The following is a 17,860-nucleotide window of genomic DNA, read 5'->3' on the forward strand; positions in this document are numbered from 1 at the left end:
GGGTACAGCAGGTCGTGCTCGGGCACGGGTGGGCTCCTTCGGGCGGGGAGCGCACGGCGCTGCCGCTGCCGCCTCGCGGGCGGCGGCGGGGTACAGCAGGTCGTGCTCGGGCACGGGTGGGCTCCTTCGGGCGGGGAGCGCACGGCGCTGCCGCTGCCGCCTCGCGGGCGGCGGCGGGCGCGGACCGTCTCGGACGGTCGCCGACCGGCCTAGCGGCGGTCGGTGCTCCCGGGGGTGGTGGACACGCGAGCGTGGGTCGTCCAGCTCATGGCGTTCCTCCTTCCTCCGGTGCCCGACGGCGCGGGCGACGTCCTGCGACCGTCCCACCCGGGGGCGGGAGGGGGCAAGGGAATTAGCGCGCTCGTGCTCGCGATCACGAGCGGTGACGGTGACCGTGGCCGCTCAGGCGACGCCCGACGCCAGGGCCTGGATCGCCGACGCGACGCGCTCGTACGCCCCGTACGTGTCGTAGCCCATCTGGTCGAGCGCCGACCACACGAACCCGACCGTCGCGTAGAGACCGACGGCCGTCGCGAGGATCCACTCGCGCACGGACCCGGTGTCGCCGAGCAGGGGGAGGGCGAAGCTGCCGCTGGGGCGCCACACGTCGTCGACGACGAGGGACCGGCGCACCCACCGCGGGGAGCGGATCTTCACCGGCCAGAGCAGCGGCGCGCCGTTGGTCGTGAGCACGTCGCCCAGGATGTGCACGGTCACGCCGATCCCGACGGCGACCGGGAGCCAGTTCCACTCCTCGGGCGAGAACAGCGCGACGAGGGCTGCGATCGTGAGGGACGTGACCCACGGCATGAGCTTGCCGCGCCGCGTGAGCTTGAGCGCCTTGAGCGCGAGCGCGACGAGCAGGACCGCGAGGACGCCGCCGCCCACGTAGACCGTGCCGAAGCTCTCCGTCTCGACCGTGACCAGCCCGACGAGCCACGCGAGCGCGGTGAACACCGCGATGCCGAGGAACGAGTGCGTGCCCTGGCGGTGGCCGCCGGAGATCGTCTCGACCGCGTCGGACACCCACTCGCTCACGGGCGGCAGCGAGTGCGCGAACGTCCCGTTGTGGTGGTCGGCGTCGGGGAGGAGCGCGGCCCCGGCGCACACGACCGCGCCCGTCATGACGCCGACGGACGACACGGGGTGCCACCCGAGCGCGAACGGGGCGGTGGACGTCACCGCCACCCAGGCGGCGGCTCCGGTCGCGGCGTGGTGGGCGCCCATCATGGCGGCGGGTCTCCTGTCGTCGGCCCGGCCGCGCGGTTCGTCGGCGTCGGGAGGTGTGTCCGGAACGTCCGGAACCCTACCGGGTGCCGCCGACAGCCCTGGTCGTTCGTCCGTAGCGTCGAGGGTCGGCGCCCACCAAGAAAAGTGTGCCAAGCGCTGTCGACGTCCGGCCGAGACCCGCCGACCGAGCCCCGACCAGGATGCGGTGACCTGCGTCCCGTGCGAAGCCAGCGCGAGGGAGGCGGAGGTCTCACCGGGCGCGGAGAGCGCACGAGCTCGGCTCCGGGCAGGAAAGGGGGCAGGTCGGTGGACCCTTCGCCGGCGTGCGCGACCTCGGTCAGAGAATTCCTGACGAATTCTGGAAATGGGGTTGTGCCGACCGGAAAAGGCGCGTACGGTCTTCCTCGGTCGACGACATTCCGGTGCGTGGGCCACCCGACATGACCGAGAGGAGCAGTGCCGTGCGCGAACCCGTCCAGCAGGACTGGCGACGTCCCGTGCTGCCCTGCGAGCAGCCGCGCGTCGTGCTGCCCGTGGCGTATCTCAGCGTGTCCTCGTTCCTCGCCGGCGACTCCGGCGGTCCTGTCGTCTGACCACAGCGTCGTACGACAGGCCGTCCCGGGACATCGCCGGGGCGGCCTTTTTCTTGTGCATGAAGGTGCCCGGGCCGGGGTGCATTTCTTGTGCTGCCATTCTGCTCATTCGCCCTCGGCGCGCATTTGTCGTGCGCCAGCGGAAAAGCACTGCCTTCGTGGTCCAACGGACACGACGCCGCTCTACGGAAGCGGAGACGGGGGTTCGACTCCCTCCGAGGGCACCTGGACGCCTGGCGTCCCGTCTGCTCGACGTTAAGGAGCACCAGCGCGCGTAGCTCAGCGGACAGAGCGCCGGCTTCCGGAGCCGGGCGTCGGGGGTTCGAGTCCTCCCGCGCGCACCTCGCCGCCCCGCCCGGGGCGGCGTCATGATCGTCACGACGACCCGAGGAGGTCAGCACCGTGAGCACCGAGGCCCACGCGTTCCCCGTCCCGCTGTCGGGTGCGAAGGCACCCACCCTCATGTGGGCGCACGAGCACGCCGTCGAGCCCGCCGCGCTCCAGCAGCTGCGCAACATCGCCGCGCTGCCGTGGGTCGAGGGCGTGCGCGTCATGCCCGACGTCCACCTCGGCAAGGGCGCGACCGTCGGCTCGGTCATCGCGATGCGCGACGCCGTGTCGCCCAACGCGGTCGGCGTGGACATCGGCTGCGGCATGATCGGCGTCCGCACGTCGCTCACGGCCGAGGACCTCCCCGACGACCTCGGCCCGGTCCGCGCGCGTATCGAGGCCGCGATCCCCGTCGGGTTCCACGCGCACGACGAGGCGGTCGACCCGCACCGGCTGCGCTCGATCTCCGGGCGCGGCCCGGCCGAGGTCGCGCGCGGCGCGGACGCGTTCTGGTCGCGGTTCTCCGGCCTGCACGGGCGTGTCTCGGACATCGAGGGCCGCGCGCGCCGCCAGCTCGGGACGCTGGGCGGAGGGAACCACTTCGTCGAGCTCTGCACCGACACGGACGGGCAGGTCTGGCTCCAGCTGCACTCGGGGTCGCGCAACATCGGCAAGACGCTCGCCGAGCAGCACGTCGCCGTCGCCAAGCGCCTCGAGCACAACCAGGGGCTCGTGGACCGCGAGCTCGCGGTGTTCCTCGGCGGCACGCCGGAGATGGACGCGTACCTCGCCGACCTGTGGTGGGCGCAGGAGTACGCGGCGCGGTCGCGCGCGGTGATGATGACGCTCGTCGTCGACGCCGTGCGCGCCTCGTTCCCCGGTCGGGAGCTCGCGTTCGACGAGGCCGTGAACGTCCACCACAACTACGTCGCGGTCGAGCACGTCGACGGCCAGGAGCTCGTCGTGACCCGCAAGGGCGCGATCCGGGCCGGGAAGGGCGACCTCGGTCTCATCCCGGGGTCCATGGGCACCGGCTCGTACATCGTGCGCGGGCTCGGGAACCCGGAGTCCTACTGGTCGGCGTCGCACGGCGCGGGGCGTCGCATGTCCCGCACCAAGGCGAAGAAGACCTTCACGCTCGACGACCTCGCCGCCCAGACGGCGGGCGTCGAGTGCCGCAAGGACGCCGGGGTGCTGGACGAGATCCCGGGTGCGTACAAGGACCTCGACGAGGTCATCCGCGCGCAGTCCGACCTCGTCGAGGTCGTCGCCCGGCTCACGACGCTCCTCTGCGTCAAGGGCTGAGCACGGGGTCGCGACCAGGCGGTTCCGGCGTGTCGAGCAGGCGGTCTTGGGCGTCCGGCCATCCGGACGCACCGGGACCGCCTGTTCGGCGACGGGGGCGAGGTTGCGGCCGTCAGGGGTGGTCGCGGGGGAGACGGACGGTGAACGTCGTGCCCGTGGGGCCGGGTTCCTCCACGGTGGACGACGACACGGCGACGGTCCCGCCGTGGGCGGCGACGATCGCGTCGGCGATGGCGAGGCCGAGGCCGGTGGAGCCGCCGGTGCGGTTGCGCGCGTCGTCGCCGCGCGTGAAGCGGCGGAAGAGCGTGGGGCGCAGGGTCGCCGGGATGCCGGGGCCGTCGTCGGCGACGGAGAGCACGACGTCGTCTCCGTCGCTCGCGAGCCGCACCTCGACGTGGGTGCCGGGCGGGGTGTGCGTGCGGGCGTTCGCGAGGAGGTTCGCGAGCACCTGCCGCAGGCTCGCCTCGTCGCCCGTGATCTCGAGGTCGACGTCCTCGTCGGGGTCCTGCCCGGCGGGGTCGTGCGCCGCGCGGGCACGGTCCAGGTCCTCCGTCCCGTCGTCGACCTCGTCGGGCGGGTCGGTCGGGAGATCGACGTCGAGGTCCTCGCCGGGCAGGTCGAGGGCCCAGTCGTGGTCGGGGCCGGCGGCGTGGGCGTCCATGACGGCGTCGACGGCGAGCGCCGCGAGGTCGACGGGCGCGCGATCGAGCGGGCGGCCCGCGTCGAGCCGGGCGAGGAGCAGCAGGTCCTCGACGAGGCCGGTCATGCGCACGGCCTCCGACTCGATGCGGTCGAGCGAGCGCGCGGTGGCGGGCGGGACGTCGTCGGGCGAGCGGCGCACGAGCTCGGCGTAGCCGCGGATCGAGGCGAGCGGGGTGCGCAGCTCGTGGCTCGCGTCGGCGACGAATCGTCGGACCTGGGTCTCGGAGTCGTGGCGCGCCTGGAGCGAGGTCTCGACGTTCTCGAGCATGCGGTTGAGCGCGGCGCCCACCTGTCCGACCTCGGTGCGCTCGTCGGTGAGGTCGTCGGGGACGCGGGGGATCGCGTCGATCTCACCCTGCGCGAGCTCGAGCTCGGAGACGCGGCCCGCAGCGGCGGCGACGTCGTCGAGCGGTCGCAGGGAGCGCCGCACGAGCCACGTGCCGAGGAGCACGGCGGCGAGCAGGCCCGCGGCGCCGAGCGCGACCTCGATGAGCACGTACTCCTCGACCGTCGCGTCGACGGTGGTGGTGCTCGACGCGACGACGACGGTCTGGCCGTCGTCCGTGGTCCGGTGCACGGCGCGGAACGACCCGAGGTCGGGCAGGTCGGTGTCGTGCGGGACGCCGTCGGCGGGCACGTCCTCGAGCGCGGCGATCTGCGCGTCGTCGAGCGCGACGCGCTCGAGCGTGGGTGTCACGTACTCGGCGAGCACGATCTCCCCACCGTCGTAGCGCAGGACGGCGCTGCCGGGCCCGGTGCCGGCGGGGAAGCGGGACGGGTCGTCGGGCAGGTCGCTGGGGCTGGGGCTGGGGGTGGCGCCGGTGTCGTCCGGCGGCTGTCCGGGGCCGTCGCCCGGACGCTCCCCGAACCCCTGCGCGAGGCGCGAGCTCGCCTGCTCGAGCTCGTGGTCGAGCTGTTCGACGAGCTGGTTGCGCAGCGCGAGCGCGGAGGCGGTGGCGAGGCCCACGGTGACGAGGAGCACGACCCCGGCGAGCACGAGGACGAGGCGGCGGCGCAGCGCGGTCGGCCGACGCGCCGGGGCTCCGTCGCCCGTCGCGGGGTGAGCGCGGACGGGCGCCCGGCGCGCGTCAGCCACGGGCGTCGTCCGCGCCGTTCGCGGGCTTGAGCACGTACCCGACGCCCCGCAGGGTGTGGATCATGGGCTCACGCCCCTTGTCGATCTTGCGGCGCAGGTAGGAGATGTAGAGCTCGACGATGTTGGCCTGCCCGCCGAAGTCGTAGTTCCAGACACGGTCGAGGATCTGCGCCTTGGACAGCACGCGGCGCGGGTTGCGCATGAGGTAGCGCAGCAGCTCGAACTCGGTGGCCGTGAGGCGCACCTCCTCGCCCGCGCGCCGGACCTCGTGCGCGTCCTCGTCGAGCTCCAGGTCGCCGACGACGAGCACGGAGTCCTCGCGCTGCGCGGTCGCGCCGCCGCGCCGCAGCAGGCCCCGCAGCCGCGCCACGACCTCCTCGAGGCTGAACGGCTTGGTCACGTAGTCGTCACCGCCCGCGGTGAGCCCGGCGACGCGGTCCTCGACGGCGTCGCGCGCGGTGAGGAAGAGCACTGGGACGTCCGTGTCGCGCTCGCGCAGCCGGCGCAGCACGGTGAGGCCGTCCATGTCGGGGAGCATGACGTCGAGCACGACGACGTCCGGCCCGGTCTCGCGCGCGGTGCGGATCGCGCTGTGCCCGTCGAGCGCGGTGGACACGTCCCAGCCCTCGTAGCGCAGCGCCGAGGTGAGCAGCTCGGCCAGGTTGGGCTCGTCGTCGACCACGAGGACGCGGACGGGGGAGCCGTCCGGGCGTGTGAGACGCGGCTGGTCGGGGCGGCCGACGGGGGTGGTGGCTGCGGTCATGGACCCAGCGTCCCGCGGCGCGCGTGGTCGTGCCTGTGGTGACCCTGTGCACGCGCTGTGCCTGGGGCGCTGCTGCGCCGCGACCGTGGGGTCCGGGTGAAGTCGCCGCGCGGATGTCGTTGAATCCTTGACTTTTGATCAGTCGCCGTCAAAACTCGCGGCATCGGCAGCAGCCGACGTCCACGCACGCAGGAGTGCGCGCGCCGCCGGATGCCGAGGGGGCCGGCGGCCGACCGGGGACCGAACGCCCGGCTCGCGCTCTCGACGACGAGGGAGAAGCACGCATGGATTTGTTCAGCGGCACGACGATCAGGCGGGCGGTGGCGGCGACGGTCGCGCTGCCGCTCGCGGGCGGGGCGACGCTCGTGGCCGCCGGCCCGGCCGCGGCCGACGAGGAGGACTACAAGATCCTCGTCGTCGGCGAGACGCTCGGGTTCCGGCACTCGCACATCGACGACACCACGCGCGCGCTCGTCGCGCTCGGTGCCGACAACGGCTTCACGGTCGACGTGTGGGACCCGCCGAACGACTCCGCGGGCTGGTGGGGGAGCGGCTCTCCGGGCCAGCCCGACCTCACGATGGCCTCGACGCCCTTCACGAGCGCGGAGGACCTGTCGCAGTACGCGACCATCGTCTTCGCGTCGCCGGTCGACAACACGAACTCGCTCAACCCGGCGACGCCGCGCCTGCTCGACGACGCCGAGCTCGCGGCGTTCCAGGGCTACATCCGCGGCGGCGGCGGGTTCGTCGGTCTGCACGCGGCGACGGACACGATGCACACCGTCCCCTGGTACAGCGAGCTGACCGGTGGCGGCGCGCGCTTCGTCGCCCACCCCGCGCAGCAGACCGCGACCATGCGCGTCGAGAGTCCCGCGCACCCGTCGACCGCGCACCTGCCGGCCGTCTGGGAGCGGTTCGACGAGTGGTACAACTACACGACCAACCCGCGCGAGGACGTGCACGTGCTCCTCACGCTCGACGAGTCGACCTACTCCCCGGGCAACGGCGCGATGGGCGAGGACCACCCGATCGCGTGGTGCCAGAACTTCGAGGGCGGCCGGTCCTGGTACGAGGGCGCCGGGCACACCGACGCGTCGTGGACCGACCCGCTCTTCCTCGAGCACGTGCTCAAGGGCGTCGAGTGGACCGCGGGCGTCGTCGAGGGCGGCGGCAACTGCGTGACGTTCCCCGAGGTCGACGCCCTCGTCGCCGGTCTGAACACCGCCGCGGTGGGCGACGGCGTGATCGCGGGCGCGATCTCGTCGCTGCTCGGCAGCGCGCGCAGCGCGGCCGACTCTGACGACCCGGCGACGGCCGTCCAGGTCCTCGGCGGCGCGCGTTCGCTCGTCGACCACCTGTCCGCGGCCGCAGGCGACCGCGGGCTGCTCGCGTCGAAGATCGACGACCTCGTCGTCTGGCAGAGCGCGCTCGTCGACGACGGCCCGGCGATCGACCTCGCGGCCGAGGCCGAGCTGCGGACCATGGGCGGCAAGCAGTACGTCGCCGTGCGCGTGCTCAACGAGGACGACACCCCCGTCGACATCACCCTGGCGACGCCGTACGGGAGCAAGGAGTACGCCGACGTCGCGCCCGGGAAGAACGCCTACCAGGCGTTCGCGACCCGGCTCGTCGAGGCCCCGGCCGGTGAGGTGACCGTCACGGCCACGACCGAGCGCGACGGCGAGACCGTCACCGAGGAGATCGTGCTCGCCTACGACGGCACGGCCTGACGCGTCCCGTCGCACCCCGACGGCGCCCGTCGCACCGCGCGTGCGACGGGCGCCGTCGTGCGCCCGGGTACGGTCGCGGCATCCCGCGAGACCGCCCGAACGAGCGACCGCGTGGCGAGCGACCGCGTGGCGAGCGACCCCGCGTCAGGCGAGCTGGAGCGTCGTGAGGCAGGTGGGGTCGTCGGCGCCCGTCGAGACGGTCGTCGTGCCGACGCGCCCCTCGTGCTCGACGCGGAGCTCGGCGTCCACGTCGCGCGGGAGCCAGAGGCCGACGAACCCGTTCGCGCCGAGCGTGGTGTCCTCCTCGACGAGGACCTCGCCGGTCGCCGCGTCGACGACCGTGACGGACACGGGCTCGCCCGCGAGCTCGCCCTGGCACGTCGTCAGCGAGTGGTAGAAGCACTCGTGCGTCTCGTCCACGAAGGGCGCGACCGAGAGGTAGAACGCGTCCTCGGGCAGCGGGACCGTGGTCTCGTACGACTCGTCCGCGAGCACGAGCTCCGCCGCGCGGACCGAGGCCACGAGGTCGGTCGGCCGGTCGGCCGTCTCGAGCCCTTCGAGCCGGTCCACGACCTCCTGGCCGCTGAGCCCGGCGAGGTCGTGACGGTCGAGCAGGGCGTCCAGCGCGGAGGGTTCGGCGGAGCCGCCGGAGCAGCCGGTGAGCACGAGGGCGGTGGCGGCCACGGCGGCCACGAGGGTCGGGAGGGCACGTCGTCGTCTCATGCGCCGATCCTCTCAGAGCGCAGGTCCCTGACCAGGGCCGGAGGTCCCGGGGAAGAGACGGCCGGGCCCCGACGCGAACGTCGGGACCCGGCCTAGGGCGCGGCGGTGTGCGAGCCGACGGCGGAGCCGCCGTCACGCGGTGAGCATCGCCACCGGGTTGTCGTGCGTGAGGCGGGCGAGCACGTCGCGCGGCACGCCGCGAGCGGCGAGCATCTCGGTGAACACGGTCGGGACGTAGGCGAACCCGTTGCCCCCGTGCTGCACCCACATCTGCTTGAGGAACACGTCGTGGCTGAGCAGCACCTGGCCCGCGTGACCGGCCTCGACGAGGCGCTGCACCGCGGTCGCGGTCGTGTGCGGGTCGGGGGACACGCCCTCCTTCGGGAAGGTGATGTCCATGCCGACCATGTCGAACTCGAGCCAGACGCCGCGCTCGGCCACGGACCGCTGGTAGTCCGGGTCGTCCGCGGACGGGTCCATGTGGCACAGCACGACCTTCTCGGGGCGCACCCCCAGCTCGTCCAGCACGAGGTCGAGCACCTCGTGCGCGCGGCGCTGCCAGCCGGGCAGGTGCACCTGGAGCGCGACGTGCGGGTGCTCGCGCTGCGCGAGGGCCGCCGCGCGCAGCGACGCGGCCTCGCCCGGCGTGAACGACGGCGAGACGCCGATCTCGCCGATGATCCCGGGCCGCACCCCGGTCCCGCCGATGCCGTCGACCAGCTCGGCGACGATCGCGGACGCCTGCGCGTCCACGGCCGCGGCGGCGATGCGGTCGCCCTCGAACTTCTCGAGGTACGCGCCGCAGCCCGCGACCACGTGCAGGCCCGTCTGGCGCGCCACCTCCGCGAGGCGCTCGGGGTTGCGCCCGATCGCCGCGCTCGACGTCGCGTCGACGATCGTGCGCCCGCCCAGCGCCGCGAAGCTCTCGAGCTCCGCGGCGACCGCGGCGACCGGCTTGTCGGCGATGTTGTCCGCGCAGCAGTACGGGTCCTGGCGCAGCGCCCACGCGACCGACGCGGAGACCGGGGCCTCGACGACCGCCTCGGAGAAGCGGTAGCTCGGCGGGTCGAGCACCCCGGACAGGTCGTTGAACAGGTGCTCGTGCGGGAGCGTGAGGCCGAGGTCGGCGGCCGCGGCGCGGCCGGTGACCGTCTGCACGTGGCCGGCGGGCGTGACGCTCATCGCCCGCTCGCCTCGCCCGCCTCGCCGCCCGCGACCGCCGCGGCCACGGCGTCCTCGTGCTCGCCGTCGTCCGGCTCGTCGGGATGGGCCGCCTTGCCGGACGGGATCATGCCGATCCCGGCGGCGACGAGCGCGATGACCGTGCCGATCACGGTCGCGACGTGCACGGTGTGTCCGAGCGCCGGGATCGCCGCGTCGAGGACGAGCGAGCCGACGAGCTGGCCCGCCACCGACGCGAGGCCGAGCAGGAGCAGCCCGAGGCCGCGCACGAGGAGCGCCATGAGGGCGATGGACAGCAGGCCGAGGGGGCCGCCCAGGTACATCCACCACTCGCTCGGGAGCTGGAAGTCGACGCCGCCCGCGGCGGCGCGCACGAGGTAGGCGATCAGCAGGGCGGTGAAGCCGACGAGGAAGTTCCAGCCGATCGAGACGAGCATCGACCCGGTGACGTCGGCGACGGCCGCGTTCCCGGCGGGCTGCCAGCCCGCGAGCAGGCCGCCCACGAACGGCATGATCGCGAGGACGATCGTGTGGGGCACGGAGAAGCTCGGCGAGATGACGACGACGGTCGCGGCGATGGCGAGCGCGGCGCCCAGGAGACGCGTCGTGGTGAGCGGCTGCTTGACCGACGCCGTGACGCCGAGGCGGTCGCAGATCACGCCCGAGATCACGAGGCCGGAGATGAGCGAGATCTGGAAGGTGGCGACGCCGAGGACGCCGACGGTCACACCTTCGGACAGGACGATGACGGCGCCGCACAGGCCCGCGAGGTAGTTCCACCACGGGATCGTGCGCGAGCGGATCAGGCCGGGGATCGCGAGCGCCTCGCGTCGGGTCGCGGGGCGCGCGAACACGACGACGAACATGAGGACCAGGCCGGTCCCGAACGAGATGAGGGCGGCGGCGTGCCCGTCGCCGATCGTCTTGCCGAGCTGGCCGTTGACGGCTGCCTGCATGGGGCCGAGGGCCCCCGCGAGGACGGTCGCGACGACGAGCAGGGCGGTCGCGGTGTCCTTGACCCTGCTGCGGCGGGCTGACGAGTTCAGAGCACCTCCCTGAGTGCCGGACGGGGAACCGGTGGTCGCCGGCGTGGTGTGCTTCATTGCGTGACCGTGCCTTCCTCCGACGGTACGTCGGACTTAGCTGTGGAGCGGAATCCTGGTGCCCTCGGGGGCCAGGTCGGTGGCGCGCGGCAGGGAGTCGACGGCGCCGTGGCGGGTGGTGGTGGAGGCGGCGACGTGCGCCGCCCAGCGGGCGGACTCGACGAGGTCGCCGCCGTGGAGGAGGCCGTCCGCGAGCGCCGCGCAGAACGAGTCGCCGGCCGCCGTCGTGTCGACGGCGTCGACGCGCTCGGCGGGGACGGTGACGGGTGCGCCCCCTGCGAGGGCGACGAGCGCGCCGTCGGCCCCGAGGGTGACGACGACGTCCCCGGGGTGGTCGAGCGCGCGCACCATGGCGAGCACCTCGTCCTCGTCGGCGGGCTCGGTGCTCGCCCCGACGAGGGTCGCGAGCTCGAACCTGTTGGGCACGAGCACGCGGAACGCGGCCCGCACGTCGGCGGGCAGCGGGACGGCGGGCGCCGGGTTGAGCACCGTGGTGCCCGTCGCGGTGGCGGCGACGGCGCGCAGGGCACCGAGCGGCGTCTCGCACTGGCACAGGACGGCGGCCGCGTCGCGCACGAGGTCGGCGCGCTCGGTGACGAAAGCCTCGTCGACGACCGCGTTCGCGCCGGGCTCGATGACGATCGTCGACTCGGGCTGCTCCCACAGCACGACGGCGACGCCGGTGGGGCGGTCGGCGGTCGCGAGGCCGTCGAGGACGAGGCCCTCGACGGCGAGGCGGCGGCGGATGGCGCGGCCGTCGTCGTCGTCCCCGACGGCGCCGACCATGGCGACGCGGCGGCCGAGCCGGGCGGCGGCGACGGCCTGGTTGGCGCCCTTGCCGCCGGGGGAGCGGACGAGGCCCGTCGCGGAGACGGTCTCGCCCGAGCGGGGCAGGCGGTCGACGGTCAGCCTGAGGTCCATGTTCAGGCTGCCGACGACCACCACCTCGGGCGTCATCAGCCCGCGAGCCAGGTGACGGCCTGGCCGAACAGCGGGCCGTAGCCGGCCCAGTCCATGAACTCGCGCGGGGCCCAGTGGGGGGAGATGTCGGAGGCGAACGCGAGCGTGCGCCCCTGACCCTCGGTGCGGACGGCGACGAGCGGGCGACCTTCGATGGTGGCGAGGACGGTCGCGTCGGCCTTGGCGGTGAGGCGCTGGTAACCGAGGAGGATCGGCCACTCGCGGTCGAGGCCCGCGGTGACGGGGTGCTCGACGTCGGTCAGGGTGCCGCCGATGCCCTCGGGGGTCTCCTCGCGGTCGTCGTAGGGGAGGATCTCGACGGGCAGGACGGCCTCGACGGCGGTGCCGTGGTAGTTCGCCTTGGCCTGGAAGCCCTGGAAGCTGAGGTAGCCGCCGGCCATCATGAGGCCGCCGCCGCGGCGGACCCACTCGGCGAGGAGCTTGAGCCGGTTCGGGAACGGGCGTCCCTGGGAGAACACGACCGGCGGGAGCAGGAGCGAGTTGGCGCCGATGTCGGACAGGATCACGACGTCGTAGGTGTCGAGCTCGTCGAGCGTGGAGGGGAAGTCCTCGGCGACGAGGTGCGAGGGCAGGTGCGTGACCTCGTGGCCCTGGGCCGCCAGCGCCTCGAGCAGGCGCGCGCACCCGATCTCGAGCTGGGCGTGGGGGAACGCGTCGTACCCCTTGTAGTCGGTGGTCGCGTTGATCCACGACTCCCCGGCGAGCAGAACCCGGCTCATCCCGGCCTCCTTGCGATCAGGTCGCGCGGCGGCGTCGGCGACGACGTTGCGCAACGTTGTGTGGCATTGCGCAAGACCGTAGGGTGGAGATGCTCGGCCTGTCAACACCGTCAGTGCGACGCGCTGCCGGTAGGGTGCAAGGGTTCTGGGACGCGAGCCGCTGGAGGGGAGCCATGACGCTCACGCGTGTTGCGCAACGTGCCGGCGTGTCGGCCTCGACGGCGTCGCGCTACCTGCGCGGTCAGCTCAACGTGCAGCCGGAGACGGCGGCGCGCATCGACGCCGCGGTCCGCGAGGTGGGGTACGTCGTGCCCGCGCCGGGCCCGGCCGCGCGCGAGGACGAGCGTCGCACGGGTGTCGTCGCGCTCGTCGTGCCCGACTTCGTCAACCCGTTCTTCACCGCGCTCGCCGAGGAGGTCGCGCGCCTGGCGGGCGACCGCCGCGTCCCGCTCGTCGTCGCGCTGTCGACGCGGCACGGCGACGCCGAGTCGGGCCTGGGTCAGCTCCTCGCGAGCGACGGCTCGCTCGGCGGCGTCGTCTACGTGGGCATGTCGCGCACCGACGACCGGCTCGCGCGCGCCGTCGCGGACGGGCTGCCCGTCGTCGTCATCGACGAGGAGGTCGACCTCGACCTGCCCGTCGAGACGATCACCGTCGACAACTACGGCGGCGCCTACCAGGCCACGAGCTACCTCGTGCAGCAGGGCCACCGCCGCATCGCGCACGTCGCCGGACCCGCGGAGCTGTCCACGACCCAGGACCGACTGCGGGGCTACGTCGACGCGATGCACGACGCCGGGCTCGACGTCGACCCGGAGCTCGTGCGCCACGGCCCGTACACCGAGCAGTTCGGCGCCTCGACGTTCCCCTACCTCACGCGCCCCGGGAACGCGCCGACGGCCGTGTTCGTCGGCAGCGACATCGTCGCCGTCGGGATGCTCGGCGCGGCGGAGCTGCACGGCATCTCCATCCCCGAGGACCTCTCGGTCGTGGGGTGCGACGGCATCCGCGTCGGCCAGTGGCTGCGTCCCAAGCTCACGACGCTCGAGCAGCCCGTCGCGGCGCTCGCGCTCGCCGCGATGGACGCGATCGAGCGGTCCATGACCGGTGACCGCCGCGTGGGCGCGCCCGCCCGGACGGTCCTGCCCTTGCACCTCGTCGTGCGGGGCTCGGTCACGCGGGTCGCGACGGCCTGACTGGGCCGGTCGTCGCGACCGCCGCCGCGGTCACGCCTCCCGGGCGGACCGTGCGCTGCGCGTCCGGCCCGTCCAGCGCATGACGCCGTAGAGCACCGCTCCGACGGCGAGCAGGATCCCCGCGCGCAGCCACGTGACCGCGTCCTGCTGGGTGAGCAGCAGCACGCACGACGCGACGCCGAGCACCGGGACGACCGTCGCGACGCGGAAGTGCGGCGCGTCGACCGGGTCGCGGCGCAGCACGAGGACCGCGACGTTCGTCGAGGCGAAGACGAGCAGCAGGAGCAGCACGACCGTCTCGGCGAGCCCCGCCACGTCGCCCGTGAAGACGAGCCCCATGGCGACCACCGTCGTCACCACGATCGCGACCCACGGGGTGCGGCGGTGCGGGAGCACCCGGCCGAGGACGGACGGGAGCAGACCCTGCTCCGCCATGCCGTACGCGAGCCGGCTCGACATGATCATCGTCAGCAGCGCGCCGTTCGCCACGGCGATGAGGGCCACGAGCGAGAACACCCACGCGGGCACGGACCCCTCGGCGTCGACGACCTCGAGCAGCGGGCCCGTGGACCCGGCGAGGGTGTCGGGGTCCACGACCGCCACCGCGGCCACGCCCACGGCCACGTAGACCACGCCCGCGGTCACGAGTGCGCCGAAGAGCGCGCGAGGGTACGTGCGCCGGACGTCGCGGACCTCTTCCGCGAGGTTCGCCGACGTCTCGAACCCCACGAACGAGTAGTACGCGAGGATCGCGGCCGAGAGCACGGCGAGCGCCGGCGTCGTGCCCTCGGCGAACTGCGTGACGCGCGCCGGGGACCCGTCGCCCCGGCCCAGGACGACGGCGGCGAGCACGACCACGAGCACGAGTCCGGACAGCTCGATCGCGGTCATCGCGACGTTGGCGCGCAGCGACTCCTTGATGCCGCGCGCGTTGAGCGCGGCGACGAGCGCGAGGAACAGCACCGCCACGAGCCGGTCGGGCGCGTCGACGAAGGTCGCGAGGTAGTCGCCCGCGAACGCGAGCGAGAGTCCCGCCGCGCTCGTCACCCCGGCCGCGAGCATGGAGAACCCGACGAGGAACGACACGAGCGGCTTGCGGAACGCCCGGTCGGCGAACACCGCGGCGCCCCCGGCCCGCGGGTACTTGGTCACGAGCTCGGCGTACGAGCCCGCGGTGAGCAGGGCGAGGCCCAGCGCCACGAGCAGCGGCAGCCAGACGGCGCCGCCGACCTCGCCGGCCATCTCGCCCACGAGCGCGTAGACGCCCGCCCCGAGCACGTCCCCGAGGATGAAGAGGTACAGCAGCCGTCCTCCGACCGAGCGGGACAGCTTGGTGTCCGGGTCGGCGGCCTGCTCCTGGGGTGCAGTCGGTGCGCTCATCGGGTCACCGTGCCACGGGCCCGTCCTGCTCGCGGCCGGGCGGCGACGCCCGCGGGGCGGGTGGGCCGGAGCGTGTGCGAGCCGGGTGGGCCCGTGTGAGCGTGGAGGTCCCGGGTCCAGCAGCGAGCCCGTCCGCACGAGCGTGACCGGCCGGGACCAGGCGTCCTCGGCTCGTCGCGCGCCGTCGCGAGGAGACGAGCATGGACGACACGTCGGGGGTCCGAGGCGCGAGCGGGGTGGGACGTCGCGAGCGCCGGGCCGTGGTCATGGGCGGTGCCGGGTTCGTGGGCAGCCACGTGTGCGAGGCGCTCGTGGCCCAGGGCACGGAGGTCGTGTGCGTGGACGACCTGTCGACGGGCGAGGTACGCAACCTCGACGCCCTGCGCGACGAGCCCCGGTTCCGGTTCGTCGAGGCCGACGTCAGCGCAGGGATCGACGTCCCCGACGACGACCGGGTCGACCTCGTGCTGCACCTCGCGTCGCCCGCCTCGCCCGTGGACTACCTGCGCCTCCCGCTCGAGACCCTGCTCGTGGGGTCCGCGGGGACCCGCCACGGGCTCGAGCTCGCCGAGCGGGCCGGAGCGCGGTTCGTCCTCGCCTCGACGTCGGAGGTCTACGGGGACCCCGAGGTGCACCCCCAGCGCGAGGACTACTGGGGCCACGTCAACCCGGTCGGCCCGCGCAGCGTCTACGACGAGTCCAAGCGGTTCGCCGAGGCGACGACGACCGCGTACCGCCGCTCGCGCGGCGTGGACGCGGGGATCGTGCGGATCTTCAACACCTACGGACCACGCATGCGGGGCCGCGACGGGCGCATGGTGCCCACGTTCGTGCGCCAGGCGCTCGCGGGCGAGCCGCTCACCGTGGCCGGCGACGGGTCCCAGACGCGCTCGGTCTGCTACGTCGACGACCTCGTGGAGGGCATCCTCGCGTTCGCCGGGTCCGGGCACCCCGGGCCCGTGAACCTGGGCGACGCGACCGAGCTCACGGTGGCCCGCGTGGCCGAGGACGTGCTCGCCGCGACGGGGAGCGACGCGGGGGTCGTCCACGTCGACCTGCCCGAGGACGACCCGCGCCGCCGCCGCCCCGACACCGCGCTCGCGGAACGCGTCCTCGGGTGGCGCGCCCGGACGCCGTGGCCGGAGGGCCTCGCCCGCACGGTCGCGTGGTTCCGCGAGGAGGCCGGGCGCGGCGCGGCGGTCCCGGCGGGCGCGGGCGAGACCGGCGCTGCCGCCGGCGGCGCGGGAGGGGCGGGCGCATGAGGCTGTCGGTGCATGGCTGCGGCTACCTCGGGGCGGTGCACGCCGCGGCTATGGCCCGGCTCGGCCACGACGTCGTCGGGATCGACGTCGACCGCGCCCGGGTCGACGCGCTGGCCGAGGGCCGGGCCCCGTTCTTCGAGCCGGGGCTCACCGCGCTCCTGGCCGACCCCGGCGGGCCGGGTTCTCTCACGTTCTCGACCGACGCCGCGCGCGCCGCCGACGCGGACGTCCACTTCCTGTGCGTCGGCACGCCGCAGTCGGCCGGGAGCGGGGTGGCCGACCTCCAGCAGCTCGACGCGGCGCTCGCCGCGCTGCGCCCGCACCTGCGGCCGGGCGCGGTCGTGGTCGGCAAGTCGACGGTGCCCGTCGGGACGGCGGAGCGGCTCGCGCGGGACCTGCCCGCCGGCGTCGGGCTCGCGTGGAACCCGGAGTTCCTGCGCGAGGGACACGCCGTCGCCGACACGCTGCACCCCGACCGGCTGGTCTACGGAGTGCCCGAGGACGGCGGCGCCCTCGTGGAGCGCCTCGACGCGGTCTACGCGCCGCTCCTGGACGACGGCGTGCCGCGGCTCGTGACCGACCTCGCCACGGCGGAGCTGGCCAAGGTCGCGGCGAACGCGTTCCTCGCGACGAAGATCTCGTTCGCGAACGCGGTCGCGGAGGTGTGCGAGGCCGCGGGCGGCGACGCCGTCGCGCTCGTCGGCACCATGGCGCTCGACCGCCGGATCGGCGGCGAGTACCTGGGCGTGGGGCTGGGGTTCGGGGGCGGGTGCCTGCCCAAGGACATCCGCGCGTTCGCGGCGCGGGCGCGCGAGCTCGGCGTGGGCCGGGCCGTGTCCTTCCTCGACGAGGTCGACGCGATCAACGACCGCTGCCGGGACCGGGCGGTCGAGCTCGCCCGCGCGGCGTGCGGCGGCTCGCTCACGGCCCGGCGGGTCGCCGTGCTCGGCGCCGCGTTCAAGCCCGACAGCGACGACGTGCGCAGCTCGCCCGCGCTCGCGCTCGCGCGGGCGATCGCCGCCGAGGGCGCGGAGGTCGTCGTCACCGACCCCCAGGCCCTCGCGCTCGCGCAGGCCGCCGCTCCTGAGCTCGGGTACGCGGCCGACGCGCGCGAGGCGGCCGCCGGCGCCGACGTCGTGGTCCTCGCGACCGAGTGGGACGAGTACCGAGCGCTCGACCCGGACGACCTCGCCGGCGTCGTGCGCGCGCCCCGGCTCGTCGACGCGCGCAACGCCGTCGATCGCGGCCGGTGGCGCGCGGCGGGGTGGGACGTGCGCGCGCTCGGCGTGGCCGCCGTGAGCGCGGACCGGCCTCAGTCGAGCAGCCCCACCGCGTAGCCGACGAAGAACAGGGCCACGAGGACCGCGACCGCGCCGACGACGCCGATCCACACCCACGGCACCGCACGGTGCGGACCGTGCTCCTCGTGGCCCTGCGGCGCGCTCACCTGGTCCTCGGCCGGCGGCGTCTCGCCGGGCTGCACGTCGCCGCTCGCCGAGAAGTCGGCGGCGCTCGACCGGATCACCGTCGACGAGGTCGTCGAGGCCGCGCGCTCGCTCCTCGCG

Annotated in this window: 16 protein-coding genes and 2 tRNA genes; 8 read left to right on the plus strand and 10 right to left on the minus strand. The window is 74.4% G+C overall.

All coding sequences use genetic code 11. The features are described from left to right. Nucleotides 1–402 precede the first annotated feature (402 nt). Nucleotides 403–1,230: a metal-dependent hydrolase gene (locus A0J59_RS17965; RefSeq protein WP_047234293.1), complete on the minus strand. Its 828-nt coding sequence runs from the start codon at nucleotides 1,228–1,230 to the stop codon at nucleotides 403–405. 461 nt (nucleotides 1,231–1,691) lie between these two features. Between A0J59_RS17965 and A0J59_RS22465 the strand changes: the two genes are divergently transcribed. The 4 genes from A0J59_RS22465 (at nucleotide 1,692) to A0J59_RS17980 (ending at nucleotide 3,458) form a co-directional block, all read left to right on the plus strand. Next, nucleotides 1,692–1,823 (plus strand): hypothetical protein, encoded by a 132-nt coding sequence (locus A0J59_RS22465; RefSeq protein ID WP_255365328.1) that lies wholly within the window; start codon nucleotides 1,692–1,694, stop codon nucleotides 1,821–1,823. Nucleotides 1,824–1,975: 152 nt separating this feature from the next. Continuing rightward, nucleotides 1,976–2,047 (plus strand) — tRNA-Arg (locus tag A0J59_RS17970). A 44-nt stretch (nucleotides 2,048–2,091) separates the two neighbouring features. Further along, a tRNA-Arg gene (locus A0J59_RS17975) sits at nucleotides 2,092–2,164 on the plus strand. A 121-nt stretch (nucleotides 2,165–2,285) separates the two neighbouring features. Further along, nucleotides 2,286–3,458, plus strand: a complete 1,173-nt coding sequence (locus tag A0J59_RS17980; protein ID WP_047234306.1) for an RtcB family protein — start codon at nucleotides 2,286–2,288, stop codon at nucleotides 3,456–3,458. A gap of 112 nt (nucleotides 3,459–3,570) precedes the next feature. On the opposite strand, the gene A0J59_RS22560 is transcribed toward A0J59_RS17980, so the two are convergent. Together A0J59_RS22560 and A0J59_RS17990 are read right to left on the minus strand one after the other, a co-directional pair. After that, the gene (locus A0J59_RS22560) at nucleotides 3,571–5,256 is read right to left on the minus strand and encodes a cell wall metabolism sensor histidine kinase WalK (RefSeq protein WP_082919167.1); all 1,686 of its coding nucleotides are present in this window, start codon (nucleotides 5,254–5,256) and stop codon (nucleotides 3,571–3,573) included. Next, entirely contained in the window at nucleotides 5,249–6,019 is a 771-nt protein-coding gene (locus A0J59_RS17990) for a response regulator transcription factor (protein ID WP_047234294.1), read from the minus strand. The genes A0J59_RS22560 and A0J59_RS17990 overlap by 8 nt, the downstream gene beginning before the upstream one ends. Before the next feature lie 284 nt (nucleotides 6,020–6,303). Here A0J59_RS17990 and A0J59_RS22000 point away from each other — a divergent pair, with 284 nt between their 5' ends. Beyond that, a complete protein-coding gene (locus A0J59_RS22000) occupies nucleotides 6,304–7,749 on the plus strand; it encodes a ThuA domain-containing protein (RefSeq protein WP_082141480.1) in 1,446 nt (481 codons plus the stop codon). A 144-nt stretch (nucleotides 7,750–7,893) separates the two neighbouring features. Here the strand turns inward: A0J59_RS22000 and A0J59_RS18000 are convergent, their stop codons facing one another. The 5 genes from A0J59_RS18000 to A0J59_RS18020 all read right to left on the minus strand — a co-directional run bounded on the left by A0J59_RS18000 (nucleotide 7,894) and on the right by A0J59_RS18020 (nucleotide 12,457). Beyond that, nucleotides 7,894–8,472 carry a CueP family metal-binding protein gene (locus A0J59_RS18000; RefSeq protein WP_064317018.1) on the minus strand — a complete coding sequence of 193 codons (579 nt, stop codon included), beginning with the start codon at nucleotides 8,470–8,472 and terminating at the stop codon, nucleotides 7,894–7,896. A gap of 132 nt (nucleotides 8,473–8,604) precedes the next feature. Continuing rightward, nucleotides 8,605–9,654: a phosphotriesterase gene (locus A0J59_RS18005; protein ID WP_064317019.1), complete on the minus strand. Its 1,050-nt coding sequence runs from the start codon at nucleotides 9,652–9,654 to the stop codon at nucleotides 8,605–8,607. Beyond that, nucleotides 9,651–10,757: a DMT family transporter gene (locus A0J59_RS18010; RefSeq protein WP_156533154.1), complete on the minus strand. Its 1,107-nt coding sequence runs from the start codon at nucleotides 10,755–10,757 to the stop codon at nucleotides 9,651–9,653. Before A0J59_RS18010 ends, A0J59_RS18005 begins: the two co-directional genes overlap by 4 nt. A 36-nt stretch (nucleotides 10,758–10,793) precedes the next feature. After that, the gene (locus A0J59_RS18015; protein WP_064317020.1) at nucleotides 10,794–11,714 is read right to left on the minus strand and encodes a ribokinase; all 921 of its coding nucleotides are present in this window, start codon (nucleotides 11,712–11,714) and stop codon (nucleotides 10,794–10,796) included. After that, entirely contained in the window at nucleotides 11,714–12,457 is a 744-nt protein-coding gene (locus A0J59_RS18020) for a glutamine amidotransferase (RefSeq protein WP_064317021.1), read from the minus strand. Before A0J59_RS18020 ends, A0J59_RS18015 begins: the two co-directional genes overlap by 1 nt. A 173-nt stretch (nucleotides 12,458–12,630) precedes the next feature. On the opposite strand from A0J59_RS18020, the gene A0J59_RS18025 reads away from it, so the two are divergent. Beyond that, nucleotides 12,631–13,653 (plus strand): LacI family DNA-binding transcriptional regulator, encoded by a 1,023-nt coding sequence (locus A0J59_RS18025; protein ID WP_064317022.1) that lies wholly within the window; start codon nucleotides 12,631–12,633, stop codon nucleotides 13,651–13,653. 30 nt (nucleotides 13,654–13,683) lie between these two features. Here the strand turns inward: A0J59_RS18025 and A0J59_RS18030 are convergent, their stop codons facing one another. After that, nucleotides 13,684–15,033 (minus strand): APC family permease, encoded by a 1,350-nt coding sequence (locus A0J59_RS18030; RefSeq protein WP_064317023.1) that lies wholly within the window; start codon nucleotides 15,031–15,033, stop codon nucleotides 13,684–13,686. 200 nt (nucleotides 15,034–15,233) lie between these two features. Between A0J59_RS18030 and A0J59_RS18035 the strand changes: the two genes are divergently transcribed. Further along, nucleotides 15,234–16,295, plus strand: coding sequence for an NAD-dependent epimerase/dehydratase family protein (locus A0J59_RS18035; RefSeq protein ID WP_064317024.1), 1,062 nt, complete (start codon nucleotides 15,234–15,236; stop codon nucleotides 16,293–16,295). Continuing rightward, nucleotides 16,292–17,632 (plus strand): UDP-glucose/GDP-mannose dehydrogenase family protein, encoded by a 1,341-nt coding sequence (locus A0J59_RS18040; RefSeq protein ID WP_064317025.1) that lies wholly within the window; start codon nucleotides 16,292–16,294, stop codon nucleotides 17,630–17,632. The genes A0J59_RS18035 and A0J59_RS18040 overlap by 4 nt, the downstream gene beginning before the upstream one ends. Here A0J59_RS18040 and A0J59_RS21875 read toward each other — a convergent pair. Further along, on the minus strand, nucleotides 17,608–17,860 hold a 253-nt coding region (locus A0J59_RS21875; protein WP_255365329.1), incomplete at its 5' end, for a DUF6480 family protein. The genes A0J59_RS18040 and A0J59_RS21875 overlap by 25 nt on opposite strands.

Source organism: Cellulosimicrobium sp. I38E, assembly GCF_001647255.1.
Taxonomy (GTDB): Bacteria; Actinomycetota; Actinomycetes; order Actinomycetales; family Cellulomonadaceae; genus Cellulosimicrobium; species Cellulosimicrobium cellulans_E.

What these genes read in the sequence shown, in the direction of transcription:
- A0J59_RS17965 (WP_047234293.1), bottom strand. Translation starts at nt 1,230, where the DNA reads ATGATGGGCGCCCACCACGCCGCGACCGGAGCCGCCGCCTGGGTGGCG.
- A0J59_RS17980 (WP_047234306.1), top strand. Translation starts at nt 2,286, where the DNA reads ATGTGGGCGCACGAGCACGCCGTCGAGCCCGCCGCGCTCCAGCAGCTG.
- A0J59_RS17990 (WP_047234294.1), bottom strand. Translation starts at nt 6,019, where the DNA reads ATGACCGCAGCCACCACCCCCGTCGGCCGCCCCGACCAGCCGCGTCTC.
- A0J59_RS22000 (WP_082141480.1), top strand. Translation starts at nt 6,304, where the DNA reads ATGGATTTGTTCAGCGGCACGACGATCAGGCGGGCGGTGGCGGCGACG.
- A0J59_RS18000 (WP_064317018.1), bottom strand. Translation starts at nt 8,472, where the DNA reads ATGAGACGACGACGTGCCCTCCCGACCCTCGTGGCCGCCGTGGCCGCC.
- A0J59_RS18005 (WP_064317019.1), bottom strand. Translation starts at nt 9,654, where the DNA reads ATGAGCGTCACGCCCGCCGGCCACGTGCAGACGGTCACCGGCCGCGCC.
- A0J59_RS18010 (WP_156533154.1), bottom strand. Translation starts at nt 10,757, where the DNA reads ATGAAGCACACCACGCCGGCGACCACCGGTTCCCCGTCCGGCACTCAG.
- A0J59_RS18015 (WP_064317020.1), bottom strand. Translation starts at nt 11,714, where the DNA reads ATGACGCCCGAGGTGGTGGTCGTCGGCAGCCTGAACATGGACCTCAGG.
- A0J59_RS18020 (WP_064317021.1), bottom strand. Translation starts at nt 12,457, where the DNA reads ATGAGCCGGGTTCTGCTCGCCGGGGAGTCGTGGATCAACGCGACCACC.
- A0J59_RS18025 (WP_064317022.1), top strand. Translation starts at nt 12,631, where the DNA reads ATGACGCTCACGCGTGTTGCGCAACGTGCCGGCGTGTCGGCCTCGACG.
- A0J59_RS18030 (WP_064317023.1), bottom strand. Translation starts at nt 15,033, where the DNA reads ATGAGCGCACCGACTGCACCCCAGGAGCAGGCCGCCGACCCGGACACC.
- A0J59_RS18035 (WP_064317024.1), top strand. Translation starts at nt 15,234, where the DNA reads ATGGACGACACGTCGGGGGTCCGAGGCGCGAGCGGGGTGGGACGTCGC.
- A0J59_RS18040 (WP_064317025.1), top strand. Translation starts at nt 16,292, where the DNA reads ATGAGGCTGTCGGTGCATGGCTGCGGCTACCTCGGGGCGGTGCACGCC.